We start from the raw sequence: 16580 nt of genomic DNA, 5'->3' as shown, positions 1-16580 counted from the left end.
CTTAGAGCTCCTTTCGGTAGAAGCGACGGATAATGTCCTCGATATCCGTATCCACCATCTTCAAATCTCGGATGTCAAAATCAGACAGGGTTTGCTTGATAATGTCCGCCGACTGGTAGCGGGAACTATCAAATTCAATATTGAGACTATTTCCTTGTCTATCAACGGTCATATCAGGCAAGCCTTCATAGTGAGAAGCGAGATGACTTTGCCCTGGCACCAATTCAAAGGATAGAGTCTTCATCTTGCCAAAGGTCTCCTTGAGCTGACTCACCGTTCCATCAAAAATCTCCTGCCCCTTGTCAATCATGAAAATCCGATTACAGAGCTGCTCAATATCACTCAGATCGTGAGTCGTCAAAAGAATGGTTGTTTCTTCTTCCTGATTGATTTGGGTAATGGCCCGACGAATGTTATCCTTGACCGAAACATCCAAACCAATGGTCGGCTCATCTAAAAAGAGAACCTTGGGATTGTGGAGCAAGGAAGCTGCAATGTCCGCCCGCATGCGTTGTCCCAGTGAAAGAGTTCGCACAGGGTCCTTGATAAAGTCCTTCAAATCCAAGACTTCATTCAAAAAATCCATGCGCTTATGAAAGAGCGAGTCTGGCACATCATAAATCTCCTTCAAGACCGTGTAGGTCTCTTGTAGAGCCAAATCCCACCACAACTGGGTTCTTTGCCCAAAAACAACCCCAATATCCTTGACATAATCTTGGCGATTGTTCTGTGGAATCTTGCCATTAATCCGACAAAAACCAGATGTCGGTTTCAAAATCCCAGTCAGCATTTTAATGGTTGTCGACTTCCCTGCACCATTGGCTCCTATAAATCCTAAAATTTGTCCTTTTGGAACCTCAAAGGTCAAATCCTTGACCGCTTCAAAGGTCTGCTTTTCAGGATGAATAAAGGAGCGCAAAGCCCCCTTCAAGCCCGGTTCCTTAACAGTCTTCACAAAATTTTTCTGAAGATGTTCCACTTCTATCATTGCCATATCTATCTCCCTATGCAAGGAATAGCAACATTGTATTTTTGACTACAAGTCTTCTAAATCCTTACTTTCTATACCTTCTACATTTTATTACTACAAAAGGCTTTATACCAACCTATTATAGTCCAATAAAAAACAGAATGCAAGCGTTTGCCTAAAGTTTATAAAATTAGAGATTCCTCTCTTAAAATAATACTTTTATTCAAAAATTCTGGCTTGATAGTTTCCTTAAAACACAAAAAACCCACCCAATGGGCAGGTTCTATCTGTATTATTCAGCTAGATTAAGCTTTACCTTCTGAACCGAATACGTCGATACGTTCTTCAACTGATGCTTGGATAGCTTTTACACCATCAGCCAAGAATTTACGTGGGTCGAAGAGTTTTTTCTTGTCGTATTCTGCTTCGTTTGCTTCGTAGTCACGAGCAAATTTACGAGTTGCGTTAGCGAATGCGATTTGGCATTCAGTGTTAACGTTAACTTTCGCAACACCAAGTTTGATAGCTGCTTGGATTTGCTCATCAGGGATACCTGATCCACCGTGCAATACGATTGGGAATCCTGGTACAGCTTCAGTCAATTTTTGCAAATGATCAAGGTGAAGACCTTTCCAGTTTGCTGGGTAAGGACCGTGGATGTTACCGATACCAGCTGCCAAGAAGTCGATACCAGTTTCAACCATTGCTTTAGCGTCTTCGATTGGAGCCAATTCACCATCACCGATGATTCCGTCTTCTTCACCACCGATAGTACCAACTTCAGCTTCCACTGATACACCATTTGCATGTGCAAATTCTACAACTTTACGAGCTTTTTCAAGGTTTTCTTCAACTGGAAGGTGTGAACCGTCAAACATAACTGAAGTATAACCAACTCGGATACACTCAAGTGCATCTTCGTAGTGACCGTGGTCAAGGTGGATAGCTACTGGTACAGTGATACCCATTGATTCAACAAGGTTAGCGATCAAGTTGCGAGCAACTTTGTAACCACCCATGTATTTAGCAGCACCCATTGAAGTTTGGATCAAAACTGGAGCTTTTTTAGCTTCTGCTGCGCGCAAGATAGCTTGAGTCCACTCAAGGTTGTTTGTGTTAAATCCACCAACTGCATAACCGTTGTCACGAGCTGCTTGGACAAATTTTTCTGCTGAAACGATTGCCATTTTATCAGGCCTCCTGTATATTTTTATGGGTCATCCCATTTACATTGTTCATTTTATCACTTTTTGACAAAAAAATCTAGTTTTTCCCGCAGTTTCGATTGAATTTCTTCTAGCTTCATCTATGTAAGCCCTTTCTCTCCCTAATCTTAGGTGACTTTTGGAAAAGCTATGAAGAAGGTTAAACGATTATCCTCCATCTCGAAATGATAGGGTAATTTTTCATGTTCTAATAGACTCTTGACCACAAAGAGCCCCATCCCAGACCCCTTGGCCTTACGACTAGCATTATCAGAAAAAGACTGGGCCAGTTTTTCTTGTTCTTCAGGACTACAACTATTCTCGATAAAGAGTTCTCCTTCTCTTTCGCCAATGCGAACCAAGCCACCTGGAACAGAGTGCTTGATGGCATTGCTGATAAGGTTAGAAAGAATCAACTTCATAACTGATGGGTTTAGATAAGCCTGCTGATGGGTTAAACTATTGTCTATCTGGAGTTCTCTTTCCTTGGCTAGTAAAGCATAATCCTTAACTAGACTTTGCGTCATCTGGTATAGGTCAATTTGTTCCCTATCATCTCTCAATTCCTGCACAGACGAGAGGGAAAGTATCTGCAGAACATGGTGATTGAGTTCATCCACAATCCCTAAGGCAACTCCCAGATAGTGGTCTCTATCCTTATAACGACCAACATTTTCTTTCATGTTTTCGATCAAGATTTTCAAACTAGCCAGTGGTGTTTTCAATTCATGAGAAGCCCCTCGTAGGAATTCGACCTTCATCTTTTCAAGCTGGAGAATAGCTTCATTCTTGTCATGCAAGTCCGCAATGACAGTCAAAAGATGCTGGTAGAGGCTATTGATTTGTTCCTTGAGATCACCAATCTCATCCCTAGAATCCACGCGCAATCGCACTTGGGCATCCAGTTCCATCATTCTACGAGTTACTCGCTTGATTTCCAAAATCGGGGCAACAATGGTCCGAGCATAGATATAGGCTACCAAAAGGGAAATCAGAAAGGATGCCAGCAAGGTATAGGGAAGAAACTGGAGACTGATTTGCTCTGCTTCCTTTTGCAAATCCATGGACGCTAAAAACTGGAGAGTCATGGTACCACCGTCCTGCGTTTTCACCTCGCGCTCCTCGATAAAAAGAGAGGTTGTCTGGCGATCTGTATCCAGAGGAAGGCTGTCCTTTACTTCTAACTTGTCCTCGGTCATCTCGCCCTTGACGGTCCCCTTGATATCACTAGTCTGAGAATACAAGTCTAACACTTGCTCGATGCTCTGCCTATCCTTACCTTCTAGGGACTGGGCAATGGCTGTCGCTTTCTGACCAATGGTTTCCTGACGATGACTCAGATAAGTAGAAGGAAAAAGAAAATAAATAGCCAAATGAAGGCAGATAACCAGAACACTAAATATCGAGAAGGTATAGATAAATATCTTTGTAAATAAACCTGTTCGTTTCATTTTCGCTCCAATTTATAACCAACATTGCGCACAGTGAGGATGCAATCCAAGTCTAGCTTTTTCCGCAGCTCCTTGATATAAACATCAATGACACGGTCAAAGGGAACCTCATCTGTCGCTTTCCATACGGCATCAATTATCTGAGATCGGGTCAAAGCCCGTCCTTCATTTTTCACCAGATAGTCCAAAATTTCCAACTCTTTAGCATTAACAGCCACTTCTTGACCTGCTAGGCTGGCACTGTAGCTCTCAAAGTCCACCTTGGTATCCTTATAGGAGAAGACTCGTCCTGTATCGTAGTAGCGCTTAAAAATCGCGTCTACCCTCACTTTTAAGAGGGAGAGGGAGAAGGGCTTTTCCAGATAGCCATCTGCCAGAGAGGCAAAGGCGCTCAGCTTGTATTCCTCATCCTGAAAGGCGGTCAGCATCAAGACAGGGACTTGGCTGGTTTTACGAATCTCCGCTAGGACTTCTAGGCCATTGAGCTTGGGCATCTGGATATCCAGTAAAACCAAGGCTATTTCATAGCTGGAAAATTTTTCTAAGGCTTCTTGACCGTCTGCTGCCTCAATGGTTTCATAACCGCAATCCGTCAAATAGTCACTGACTCCCTCACGGATCATCTCTTCATCTTCTACAATTAAAATTTTCATACTTTAACTGCTCTCTTTTTTATTTTTCTTAGAATAAATACCTACTCTATTTATTATAATCTCTTATTGGCCTTTTGTCTTTAAGAAACTTGCTACTAGATAAAACAAAGAGAGCCTATCGCTCTCTCTGCTCACATTTCACTCCCTATGGAATGAAAATTATTTAGCTGCTTTTGAAAATGTTACAACGTAGTTATAATCTTTCCCATTAGCTTGATAGACATAGTCCTCTTTGAAAGTATAGCCGCGTTTGCTCAACTCTTCTTTCTTAGCATCAACTTGGCTCTTGACTGCTGCTTTCACCTGTTCAGTTGATAAACCTTCCGCGATTTCAAGAGAAGTTCCATTGATATCTCCTAGGAAACCTGCAATATCTTTCATTTTATCAAAGTTATAAAATACATTTACTTTGACCTTTTGAGGAGCTGGCTGTTCTAGACTTCTACGATTTCTGCTAGCGCGCGGTTGAACTGCTGGAGCCATTCTGAAACCTGAAGTTCCTGTAGCCTCCTTAGTGAATGTTACAACGTAATTATAATCTTTCCCATTAGCTTGATAGACATAGTCCTCTTTGAAAGTATAGCCGCGTTTGCTCAGCTCTTCTTTCTTAGCTTCAACTTGTTTCTTAACTGCTACTTTCACCTCTTCATTTGATAAACCTTCTGCAATTTCAAGAGAAGTTCCATTGATATCTCCTAGGAAACCTGCAATATCTTTCATTTGATCAAAGTTATAAAAAACATTGACTTTGACCTTTTGAGGAGCTGGCTGTTCTAGACTTCTACGATTTCTGCTAGCGCGCGGTTGAACTGCTGGAGCCATTCTGAAACCTGAAGTTTCTGTAGCCTCCTTAGTGAATGTAACGACGTAGTTATAATTTTTCACAGTAGTATCTTGTTCAAAAATAATGTCATTTTTCACATGATACCCTCTAGCAGCTAGGTCTTTTATCTTGGCTTGAATTTTTTCTTTTACTAGCTCTTTTGCCTGTGCTTCACTCGTTCCAGCAGGAATTGTGACAGTGTTATCTTCTCCCGGGTCAGATAGGAAACCATGAATATCTGGCATTTCAGCGAAGTTATAGCTAATATTTACAGTTCCATCTGATTCTGATGTTGAACGTGCCACTCTTCTTGCTCTTGCTTGAACTGATGGAGCATTTCTAAAACTTGAAGTACCTTCTGAAGTTGAAGAAGGCTGTGTCGGAGTTGTCGAGGTAGCTTCACCTGACCCATGACCTATTGCTGTACTTCCATTGTCAATAGTAGTACCTTCATTACGACCATTCGTTAAATTATCTTTATCATAATTTGGTGCTGGTAACTCTTCCCCTGGAACATTAATTCCATCAATTTTAGTTTGATACTCATCTGTAGCAGCTACTGCAGCATCATGATTCTTAGCATTTTTTATTGCGGCTAATGCGTCTTCTTTTAATGTTTTTAATTCCGCTTTTAATTTTTCTTTTTCGGCTTCGTCTTTAACTTTTTCTATTTCACTAAGTTTTGAAGATGCAATTCCTTCAATAATATCCTTTCCTTCTTTTTTCGCTTCCTCAAATTTTTCATCTTTAGGTGCTACTTCTTCAGACGAAGTATCTTCTTTAGGTGCCGGAGCCGGATTTGGTGTTTCATCCTTTGAATCTACTGGATTTGATGTATCTCCATTTTGATTAGTTGGTAGTTTATCCTCTTTGGGTATTGTTGCTTCTGGTTTTGAAGCTGGAGTTTCAGGTTGTTCTGTAGTCCCTGTGTTTGAAGTAGTACCATCTGTTACCGGACTTGATGTTGCTGTATTCCCTGAATCATTTGTAGCTTCCGCAGATGGAGTATTAGAAGGTTCTGACGTTGTTTCAGATTTACCTGATTCTCCAGCTGGCTGTTCAGTGAAATTGGGCTCGCCTGAAGCGTCCAGTGACGAAGTTGAGTCACCTGTAGGAGTTTCAGATGGTGTTCCTGACTCGTCTGAATGATTGCCTGTTGATGGAGATTCAACTGAAGAACCTGATTCATCGTCTTTCGGTGCTGATGACGCTGGTGTTGCTGGTTCTTCCACTTTCGGCGCTGGTGTCGTTGGTTCCTCTGCTTTCGGTGCTGGTGTCGTTGGTTCCTCTGCTTTTGGTGCTGGTGTCGCTGGTTCTTCCACTTTCGGTGCTGGTGTTGCTGGTTCTTCCACTTTTGATGTCGGCGCTAATTGCTCGTCTGCTTTTGGTACTGATGCCGCTGGCTCATCTGCTTTTGGCGTTGTTGCAGTTGGCTCTTCTACTTTTGGCGCTGGAGACACTGGCTCATCTGCTTTTGGTGCTGGTGCCACTGGCTCGTCTGCTTTCGGTGCTGGAGATACTGGCTCATCCACCTTTGGTGCTGGTGTCGTTGGTTCCTCTGCTTTTGGCGCTGGTGTCGCTGGCTCATCTGCTTTCGGTGCTGGAGATACTGACTCATCCGCTTTCGGCGTGGTAGCCGCTGGCTCGTCTACTTTTGGCGCTGGAGACACTGGTTCTTCTGCTTTTGGCGTTGTTGCCACTGGCTCCTCTGCTTTTGGTGCGGGTGTCGCTGGTTCTTCTACTTTCGGTGCTGGCGATGCTGGTTCTTCTGCTTTTGGAACTGGAACTTCAGAACTTGGATTTGAAGCTACAGGTTGATTTGTAGTCCCTGTATTTGAAGGGGCCTTGTCTACTGCTGGACTTGATTCAGTTGAGTTTCCTGACCCATTTGTAGTATATGCAGATGGAACATTTAAAGTTTCTGACCTTGTTTCTGCTTTTGACGCTACTGGAGCTTCTGTTTCTTCCTTAACTTCTGGGCTTGTCTCTGCTGGTGCTTCTGAGGCAAGTTCTTCACCCGATTCTTCCGCTCTTTCCACTACTGGAGCTGATACAGGCTGATAGACTGGGCTATAGTTCACAGCCATTTTTTCAACTTTCTCAGTGACATCTGTTAATTCAAAAGTAACAGCTTTTGTCTCTTGATCTTTCTTGAGCAAGACTTCGTAAGTGCGAACTTCGCCACTTGCACCACTTTCCTTGATGACAATCTTGTGTTTTGTGACTGTATCTGAAATCGTTTCAGCTTCAGTAAAGTACAATTCATTGTGCGGTAAGAATAAATTCTTGCCTGAAGTATGATTCATTTCTTGGAGTACATCTACAGGGATATTACTTGCTTCGCTGATAACACTTAATGTGTCCCCCCACTTAATAACATACTTAAATAAATCACCTTCTTTTTGAATATCAGCCTTTACTTCTGCAACTGTTCTGGCTACCCAGACACCATCTTGTTCACTGGCTGACACAGTTGGAGCTAAAAAGCCCAGCCCCAATAAAATCACACCTGTCGCAACAATTGCACCAGTTCTTAATTTTCTAAAGCCACGGAGGGATAATGTTCCTCTAACATTTGTTTGTCTCATAATGTTTATTTTTCCTCACTAATCTATATTTTCCAAAGTAGAGCCTGCCTAGGCCTACTAGCCTATGTTTACGATATGCACAGGCTTCTACAGATTTATCTATCTATTTTCAAAATAAAGTTTCTATAGATTCTTATGCACAATTCCATATATAAGTTGTGAAATTCCTTTCTAATAAATTCCATATCTTTAGTATATCATGTTTAAGTACTAAAGTACAAAGAAAGCAACTGAAAGCAATGATTTCCACCACTGCTTTCGGCTCTATTTTGAATTGTTAAATAGCCATTCTCTATCCACCATTCTTGAATAGAAAAATAAGATGTAGTCTCTATTTTAGACTAATTTTTTCAAATTTATTCACTATCCAGCAGAAGCTCTTTTGGTTGTTTTCTAAGGAGATTGCTTGAAGCAAGCGCCATAACGAGAACCACTAGAACCAAGGCAAGGACAAAGACGATGATAAAGTCTGATGTCTGAATGGAAATGTCTAGGCTCGACAAGGTCTTGCTAAAGCCATCTACTTCTGCACCACCACCAAGGTTGGAGGCTTGAGCAGCCTTGCTGGCTTGCTTGGCAACACCTGAAGTGACATTGGCAAGAACAGTATTTCCGATTGCACGCGCTGTGTAAGTAGCTAAGAAGTAAGCAGAAACAAGAGCAGGGATGGCAATCACGATGGATTCAGTGATGAATTGACCCAAGATACTTGCCTGCTTGAGACCAATAGAGAGGAGAATACCCACTTCCTTGCGACGGGCATTGATCCAAAGGCTGAGTAAGAGGGCAAGGAGAAGAACTGAGAAACTCAAGCTACCCCAGAAGAGGAGATTGGCCATCTTGTACATACCAGAAATGGATTGCTCAAGAGCTGGGTAGTTAGAGGAGCTCTTAACTAAAGTATAGCTCTTCCAGTTGATACCACTGATGCCATTCAACTCTTTCATAACATCATCCAAGTTCTTGTCCGCTGTTACAAAGAAGGTTGCGTCCCCATAAATAGCTGTGTCTTCTGTATAACCATATAGTTTAGCAGCTGTATGGATGTCTGTGATAGCTGTGTTCTCGTATAGTTCTTGTGAGTAGGTTACTGCCGACTTATTGTGACCATCAAAGAGTCCCTTGATTGTCACTTCGACTGTTTCCTTGGCTCCTTTTTCATTGTCTGCATCGTAGATATTGGAGTCTAGTTTGACCTTATCCCCGACTTTCCAGCCGTGTTTGGCTGCCAAGTCCTTGTGCAGGAGGATCTTGTCCTTGTCGTCGTTTGTTAAGTGCTCTCCTTCAACCAATTTATAAGAGCCCGAGACAAACTTGTCTTCTTTAGAGGAGTCATTGACACCTGTAATCATCAAGCTACTTCCAAAATGTTTAGCACGGTCAGGTGTTAGATTTTTCTTGGTATCTGGCGTTTCGATAAGTTCATATCCAGTCAAATCTCCGATAGCGTTGATACGTTTCACATAAGACTCGATGGCCTTGTTTTCAGTGATTTTTTTGATATCTTCACCCTTAATATTCCCAGCACCACGAGGCGTTCCTTGATTAACGCGACGATTGATTTGCATGGAGAAGCTATTGGTGATATTTTTAAAGGTCTCCTGAGAAGCCTTGGCAGTAGCTCCCTTAATCGACAAGCCGACCAAACTTAAGCTCGCCATGAGGAGAATAATCAGGAAGATGACAATCGATTTGAAAAACTTCCTTGTAACATAGGCAAATGCGTTGTGTAACATAGGTTCCCTTTCTAGATTTTGTTCTTTCTTATAATTCTAACAGAAAAGCTCATATTATTTCGTCGTATTGCGAGTTTCAGTCAGTTTCTTATCCTTCAATTCAAGTGTAATATCTGACGCCTGTGCCACTTCTTTACTGTGGGTGACGACGATGACACATTTACCTGTTTTCTGGGCAAGTGATTTGAGCAGTTCGACAATATCTCCAGCAGTTTTAGGGTCCAGATTTCCCGTTGGCTCATCCGCGAGAATAACTGGAGCTTCTGATACCAGACTGCGCGCAATGGCCACACGTTGTTGTTGACCACCTGATAACTGGAGAACATTCCGCTTGATCTGACTTTCATCCAAACCAAGCTCAAGCAGTGTATCCTTGCTTGCCTTTTTGTTGACCAAGCGGATATTTTCCAGTGGAGAAAGATAATCTATCAAGTTATAATTTTGAAAGACCAGGGAAATATGGTGCATACGATGGTAGGAATAGCCCTTCTTACGAATATCCTCTCCTTGGAAAAGGATAGAACCTTCAACAGGACTATCTAGACCAGCCAGTAGGGACAAGAGAGTGGATTTTCCTGCTCCTGACTCCCCAATAATACTGTAAAATTTCCCGGGTTCAAAATTATAATTGATCTGATATAGGACTGCTTCAGCAGTGTTCTTATAACGGTAGGTAACATCTTGTAATTGTAATAAAGTCATGATTTCTCCTTCTTAACTAATAGATGATAAAATTTCTTTCGGTGATTTTCTAAATAAGAATAGGAAACAAAGAGCTACAGATAAGCAACTAAGCAGAACTAGAAAAACATAGGATTCTGCAAAAGATAAGATGCTGGTTGATAAACTGCTTGTTTTGGCTAGTGTATCTTGTAAGCTTGCCTGATCTCCACTTGCTAGTAGGGTTTGGAGCAGATAGGATGTAATGGCATTTCCAGCGATAAAGGATGGAAGCAAGGCACCGAGAGATACCAAAACTACCTCTAAACAGAATTGTAGGAAAATCGAGCTCTTGCCTTTTCCAAGTGCAAGTAAAATTCCCACTTCGTAGACCCTTTCTCTCAACCAGAGAGATAAGACCAAAATTAAGGCTCCAGCTCCAGCTATCAACATCCCATAAAGGAAGATTGTCAGAAAGGTTTGGAAAGTAGCCACTGAGTCTTTGATTTGTTCAAAGGCCTTGTTTTCCTTCTCAACTTGGTAGCCTTGATTTTCCAAGGCCAAGTTTTCTACCTGCTTCATGAGTCCGTCCATTTCCTTAGGATTTTCTACATAGAAGCGTGCTGCACTGACTTGAGCTTCACTATTTCCTAAAAGAGTTTGACTACTTTCATAGTCTGTAAAGACTTGGTTTTCACTGAAGTCAGAAGACAAACCTGTAAATTTCTCTTGTTTTTTACCAGAGAAGATTCCGACGATTTCAAACTCTACTGTTTGTCCTTTGCCAGATTCTGACTGTCCAGCATCCAAGCGAAGCTTGTTATGAAGCGAAAGACCGTTCTTCTTGGCCAACTCTTCGTGGATCAAGATTTTCTTGGAATCCCCTTTTTGAAGGTGTCGCCCTTCTTTTAGATTGAAAGCCGAGCTGGTAAAGGTAACATCCTTAGATGAATCTTCAAGAGCCGTTAAGCTAACCAAATTCTTATCCGCAGCGGACAAATCATCACGTTCCACGCTCTGCTCGCCACTCACTGCTTCCTTGTCTTTTAGTTTTGCGACCGTCTCGAGTTCAGGAGAAACATTTTCTAGCCCCTTAATCTTGCTTACAGATGCTAGGTCTGACAACTTGAAGGTCTGACCATTTTCTATCTTCTTAATAGAAAAAGATGTGTTGAGTGATTTATAAAGATTGGTTTCAACTGTTTTGTTGGACTTCATCAGAGTCAAACAGGCCGAAATTCCAGCCAATAGGACCAATAAAATCAGAAATAAAATAAAACTTCTCAGTCGTTTTCTGCTGACATAAGCCCAAGCTCTTTGGATTGGATTCATTCGTCACCTCCATATTTGTAAGACTATTATAAAATCCAAATATGAAATGTTTATGAAATACAAAAAAAGAGCAAAAATTTTTTGCTCTACTTAAATTAGATAAAAAAAGAGCTAGCCTAAGCTAACTCTTATCCTATGCGGAGAGAGGGACTTGAACCCTCACGACCTAAAGCGGTCACAGGATCCTTAGTCCTGCGCGTCTGCCAATTCCGCCATCCCCGCGTCGATTACTTTACTAGTATATCAACTTTTAGGATGCTTGTCAACACTTTTTTTCAATTTTTTTCATTTCATCAACCAAATTACTCAGAAAGTTCATTTAGATTTTCATCTACTAACTTAGCTCCGAGTGTATTTTTGAAATGACCTAGGGCAAATTGATGATTTTCAGGCCAGATGGAAGCAACAGCTGGTTTAACAATCTCGATGTCATATCCTAGATTATAGGCATCTATGGCTGTATGCAGGACACAGATATCCGTCAAGACTCCGGTTAAAATAACTGTAGAAATTCGACGCTCTCTCAAACGGATATCCAGGTCAGTCCCTGAAAAAGCTGAGTAATGGCGTTTATCCATCCAAAAGACACGACTGTCTGAACCATGCTCTTGATAAAAGGTCCCCAAATCTCCGTATAAATTGCGTCCACTAGTCCCAATCAAATTGTGAGGAGGAAATAGCTTGCTTTCTGGATGGAAACAATCGTTTTCTTCATGAGCATCAATGGTAAAGAAGATGTAATCTCCACGTTCAAAAGCTAATCGAGTTACCTTGCTGATGGCATCCGAAATCGCCTGAGCTGGAGCGCCTGCTGTCAATTTTCCACTATCAGCAACAAAATCTTCTGTATAGTCAATCGAAATTAAAGCCTTAGTCATTAGTAATCTCTTTTCTTCACTTCTTCAAAAATATCTGAAATCAAGACCTTAAGATAGGTTCCCTTCATTCCAAGTGAGCGACTTTCAATAATCCCTGCAGACTCAAGTTTACGAAGGGCATTGACAATCACAGAGCGAGTGATTCCAATACGATCTGCAATCACTGACGCAGTCAACTGCCCTTCATTTCCATTTAATTCCCCTAAAATTGCTGAAACAGCACGGAGTTCAGAGTAAGAAAGGGTATTAACCGCCATGGTAACAGCAGTACGGCGGCGGATATTTTTCTCATCTTCTTCACGCTGGAAATTAAGGAGTTGAATTCCAACAACGGTACTCGCAATCTCAACAAGAATCAAGTCCTCGTCTTCGAATTTTTTATCATTGCGCCAAATAATCAAAGAACCAAGTCGAATCCCTGATACATGAATCGGTGCAATAGTCGTCAAGCCATCAGGAAAATCAGCACGACTTTCCACAGGGAAAATACTCAAATCATGATCAACTGTCAGATTGGCTTCTGTATCGTAGATCATGTTCGCGCCTTGAATGTAGTCATCCGGGAAAATCTTAGTTTGGAAGAATTGCTCTACACGATCTGTATTGGTTTTGTAACGCATAAAATAGCCAAGGAGACGTCCCTTGCTATTAACGATACAGGCGTTACAGTCAATAATATCTGCCAATTGACGGGTAATTGCATTGTAGGGAAGCTCTTCCTGCAACTGCTCCTCTGAGCGCTTCAGGATAGAAGTAATTTTTCTAGTTTTTTCTAATAAATGTGCCATTTTTCACCTCGAATATAATCGCTATCATTATAACATAAACAGCTTGAATTTTCAATTATTATCTGAAAATTGCTTATTTAATTGCAATTTGAAAAAACAAGAATATTTTTAATTAATTTTCTTCTTTTCTATTGACAAGATCCTTATTTTTGTGTATTATAATATTACAAGAAGATAATATATCTATTTTATTTATCTTTCTTTTCCATTCGGTCTCCTTATATAAAAAAGCGATTCATTTTGAACCGCTTTTTCTTATTTATCGCCCTTGTTACGAATAACAAAGCCTGTTTTCTTTTCGCTTGAAGTGTTACGTGGTTTTTTATTATCCTTACGGTAACGTTTTTCCTTATCATAACGATCATTTCCACGACTGCCTTTTTTGAAATCATCACGGCGACCATTGCCACGGCGTTCGCGATCACGACGGTCATCTCCACGACGACCTCCCTTACCTTTACCACCGAAGCCATTACCTGATGGTTTAAATGGCAGTGGTTTTTCACGCGCAATCTCCACTACTGGAAGACTATCCGGATCTTGAACAGTTAGACTCAAGATATACATGGCCAATTCTTCTGGAGTAAATTCAGCAGCCAACTTGCGAGCATCCTTACCAAATTTCTCAAAGTTGCCACGGATTGTCTCATCTGCAAAATCACGTTCGATTTTCTTGAGCGCTACTTGTTTCTTAGCTTGGAAGGCTTCTTCAGCTGTCGCTGGTTTCAAGCCTTTCATGCGTTTCTTAGTCAAGTTTTCGATGATTTGAAGGTAGCCCATTTCATTTGGAGCAACAAAGGTAATTGATTGACCTGATTTACCAGCACGACCTGTACGACCGATACGGTGAACATAACTTTCAGGATCTTGTGGAATATCGTAGTTATAGACATGGGTCACACCTGAAATATCCAACCCACGCGCTGCAACGTCTGTCGCAACCAAAACATCGAGATTACCATTTTTGAAGTCACGAAGGACACGAAGACGTTTGTTTTGGTCCAAATCACCATGAATTCCTTCTGCACGGAAGCCACGGATTTTCAAACCACGAGTCAATTCATCTACACGACGTTTTGTACGACCAAATACGATAGCAAGCTCAGGCTGTTCCACATCCATGAGACGAGTCATGGTATCAAACTTTTCTTGTTCTTTAACACGAATATAGTATTGGTCAACCAATTCTGTTGTCAATTCCTTAGCAGCAATCTTGACATGCTCAGGTTCTTTCATAAACTGAACACCGATACGTTTGATGGCATCTGGCATAGTTGCTGAGAAAAGCAAAGTTTGACGGTTTTCAGGGACACGAGAAATGATGGCCTCGATATCTTCTAGGAAGCCCATATTGAGCATTTCATCCGCTTCGTCAAGGATAAGAGTTTCAATATCTTGTAATTTCAAGGCCTTGCGTTTAATCAAGTCCAAGAGGCGACCTGGAGTTCCCACCACGATATGGGCACCAGATTTAAGAGCCTTAATTTGTTTTTCAATGCTTGATCCGCCATATACTGAGCGGACTTTGACTCCCTTACTACGACCAAAGCGGAAAAGTTCTTCTTGACTTTGGACAGCAAGTTCACGAGTTGGAGCGATGACCAAGGCTTGGATGGTTGCTTCTTCTGTACGGATTTTTTCAAGGGTAGGCAAGCCAAAGGCTGCAGTTTTTCCTGTACCAGTCTGAGCTTGACCGATAACGTCCTTGCCTTCAAGGGCCAAGGGAATGGTTTGTTCTTGGATCGGACTGGCTTCTACAAAACCAGCTTTTTCAATCTCTGCTAGCAAATCAGCAGACAAGTTTAATTCATTAAATTTCACGATATTCTTCTTTCTAAAGGTGGTGCGAAGCCACCCTATAGGGCTTAGTTTATACTTTTCTTTTTATGACGTATTTTCATATACTGGATATAAAATCGTGTTGCTTCTTTTCCACAAAAGAAAAGTACTGTTTTCTTTGCAACCTATCTAGTATAACACAAGAGAGAAGCAAAAGATAGCCCAATCTATCGATAAACTCATGTAAACGATTTTTCAGAGAAAATAAGGATGAAATTTCCACTATTTCATAAACTTTTTTAAAGCGTAGCAGAATTGTGCAAAAGTTTTTTTCTTATGCTAGAATGAAATTCGAATAGGAGGAACTCTAAATGTTAACTTATGATTTAATCGTTATCGGATTTGGTAAAGCTGGTAAAACACTAGCAGGTAAATTGGCTTCAGCTGGTAAAAAAGTTGCCCTCGTTGAACGTAGCAAAGCTATGTACGGTGGAACTTGTATCAACATCGGTTGTATCCCAACTAAAACTTTGCTGGTTGCTGCTGAGAAAGACTTGTCTTTTGAAGAAGTGATTGCTACCAAAAACACTATCACTAGTCGCCTCAACGGTAAAAACTATGCGACTGTTGCTGGTACAGGCGTCGATATCTTTGATGCGGAAGCTCACTTCCTTTCAAATAAAGTCATCGAAATCCAAGCTGGTGATGAAAAGAAAGAACTGACTGCTGAAACAATCGTCATCAACACTGGTGCTGTTTCAAACGTCTTGCCAATCCCTGGACTTGCTACAAGCAAAAACGTCTTTGACTCAACAGGTATCCAAAACTTGGACAAATTACCTGAAAACCTTGGAGTCCTTGGTGGTGGAAATATCGGTCTTGAATTTGCCGGCCTATACAACAAACTTGGAAGCAAGGTTACAGTCCTAGATGCCTTGGATACTTTCCTTCCTCGTGCAGAACCTTCCATCGCAGCTCTTGCTAAACAATACATGGAAGAAGACGGTATTGAATTGCTTCAAAATATCCGTACTACTGAAATCAAAAACGACGGTGACCAAGTGCTCGTTGTGACTGAAAACGAAACTTACCGTTTCGATGCCCTTCTCTACGCAACAGGACGTAAACCAAACGTAGAACCACTTCAACTTGAAAATACAGATATTGAACTAACTGAACGTGGTGCTATTAAAGTAGACAAACATTGTCAAACAAACGTTCCTGGTGTCTTTGCAGTTGGAGATGTCAACGGTGGCCTTCAATTTACTTACATTTCACTTGATGACTTCCGTGTTGTTTACAGCTACCTTGCTGGAGATGGCAGCTACACACTTGAAGACCGTCTCAATGTACCAAATACTATGTTCATCACACCTGCACTTTCACAAGTTGGTTTGACTGAAAGCCAAGCAGCTGATTTGAAACTTCCATACGCAGTGAAAGAAATCCCTGTTGCAGCAATGCCTCGTGGTCACGTAAACGGAGACCTTCGCGGAGCTTTCAAAGCTGTTGTTAATACTGAAACAAAAGAAATTCTTGGAGCAAGCATCTTCTCAGAAGGTTCTCAAGAAATCATCAACATCATCACTGTTGCTATGGACAACAAAATTCCTTACACTTACTTCACAAAACAAATCTTCACTCACCCAACCTTGGCTGAGAACTTGAATGACTTGTTTGCGATTTAAGTTGAGATTTAATCGTATCGAACAGCCCT

The 16580-nt window shown here is 41.3% G+C and carries 12 protein-coding genes and 1 tRNA gene; 1 reads left to right on the top strand and 12 read right to left on the bottom strand.

Annotated elements, in window-relative coordinates:
- Position 1: 1 nt before the first annotated feature.
- From ACLNCW_RS05170 to ACLNCW_RS05115, 12 genes are all read right to left on the bottom strand, one after another.
- Positions 2–994, bottom strand: coding sequence for an ABC transporter ATP-binding protein (locus ACLNCW_RS05170; RefSeq protein WP_261813857.1), 993 nt, complete (start codon positions 992–994; stop codon positions 2–4).
- Between the two features lie 281 nt (positions 995–1275).
- Positions 1276–2157 carry a class II fructose-bisphosphate aldolase gene (locus ACLNCW_RS05165; protein WP_023946263.1) on the bottom strand — a complete coding sequence of 294 codons (882 nt, stop codon included), beginning with the start codon at positions 2155–2157 and terminating at the stop codon, positions 1276–1278.
- Positions 2158–2303: 146 nt separating this feature from the next.
- Positions 2304–3626, bottom strand: a complete 1323-nt coding sequence (gene vncS, locus ACLNCW_RS05160) for a sensor histidine kinase VncS (RefSeq protein WP_261066903.1) — start codon at positions 3624–3626, stop codon at positions 2304–2306.
- The gene (gene vncR, locus ACLNCW_RS05155; RefSeq protein ID WP_024057458.1) at positions 3623–4279 is read right to left on the bottom strand and encodes a response regulator transcription factor VncR; all 657 of its coding nucleotides are present in this window, start codon (positions 4277–4279) and stop codon (positions 3623–3625) included. The genes vncS and vncR overlap by 4 nt, the downstream gene beginning before the upstream one ends.
- Before the next feature lie 159 nt (positions 4280–4438).
- A complete protein-coding gene (locus ACLNCW_RS05150; protein ID WP_424845460.1) occupies positions 4439–7690 on the bottom strand; it encodes a LysM peptidoglycan-binding domain-containing protein in 3252 nt (1083 codons plus the stop codon).
- Between the two features lie 356 nt (positions 7691–8046).
- A complete protein-coding gene (vex3, locus tag ACLNCW_RS05145; RefSeq protein WP_024057460.1) occupies positions 8047–9426 on the bottom strand; it encodes an ABC transporter permease subunit Vex3 in 1380 nt (459 codons plus the stop codon).
- Between the two features lie 54 nt (positions 9427–9480).
- Positions 9481–10128 (bottom strand): ABC transporter ATP-binding subunit Vex2, encoded by a 648-nt coding sequence (gene vex2, locus ACLNCW_RS05140; protein ID WP_000173751.1) that lies wholly within the window; start codon positions 10126–10128, stop codon positions 9481–9483.
- Between the two features lie 12 nt (positions 10129–10140).
- On the bottom strand, positions 10141–11418 hold the full coding sequence (locus ACLNCW_RS05135; RefSeq protein ID WP_218494009.1) for an ABC transporter permease: 1278 nt from the start codon (positions 11416–11418) through the stop codon (positions 10141–10143).
- Between the two features lie 136 nt (positions 11419–11554).
- Positions 11555–11640 (bottom strand) — tRNA-Leu (locus ACLNCW_RS05130).
- 80 nt (positions 11641–11720) lie between these two features.
- Complete coding sequence (locus ACLNCW_RS05125; RefSeq protein WP_004269841.1) at positions 11721–12296, bottom strand: cysteine hydrolase family protein; 576 nt, start codon at positions 12294–12296, stop codon at positions 11721–11723.
- Positions 12296–13084 (bottom strand): GTP-sensing pleiotropic transcriptional regulator CodY, encoded by a 789-nt coding sequence (gene codY, locus ACLNCW_RS05120; RefSeq protein ID WP_000940738.1) that lies wholly within the window; start codon positions 13082–13084, stop codon positions 12296–12298. Before codY ends, ACLNCW_RS05125 begins: the two co-directional genes overlap by 1 nt.
- Before the next feature lie 255 nt (positions 13085–13339).
- Entirely contained in the window at positions 13340–14905 is a 1566-nt protein-coding gene (locus ACLNCW_RS05115; RefSeq protein WP_424845459.1) for a DEAD/DEAH box helicase, read from the bottom strand.
- 329 nt (positions 14906–15234) lie between these two features.
- Here ACLNCW_RS05115 and ACLNCW_RS05110 point away from each other — a divergent pair, with 329 nt between their 5' ends.
- Entirely contained in the window at positions 15235–16551 is a 1317-nt protein-coding gene (locus ACLNCW_RS05110; RefSeq protein WP_004255717.1) for an FAD-containing oxidoreductase, read from the top strand.
- Positions 16552–16580: the final 29 nt, after the last annotated feature.

This window comes from Streptococcus sp. CL6.22 (assembly GCF_049738055.1).
Lineage (GTDB): Bacteria > Bacillota > Bacilli > Lactobacillales > Streptococcaceae > Streptococcus > Streptococcus mitis_DJ.
This window is presented reverse-complemented; position numbering and strand designations above follow the sequence as displayed.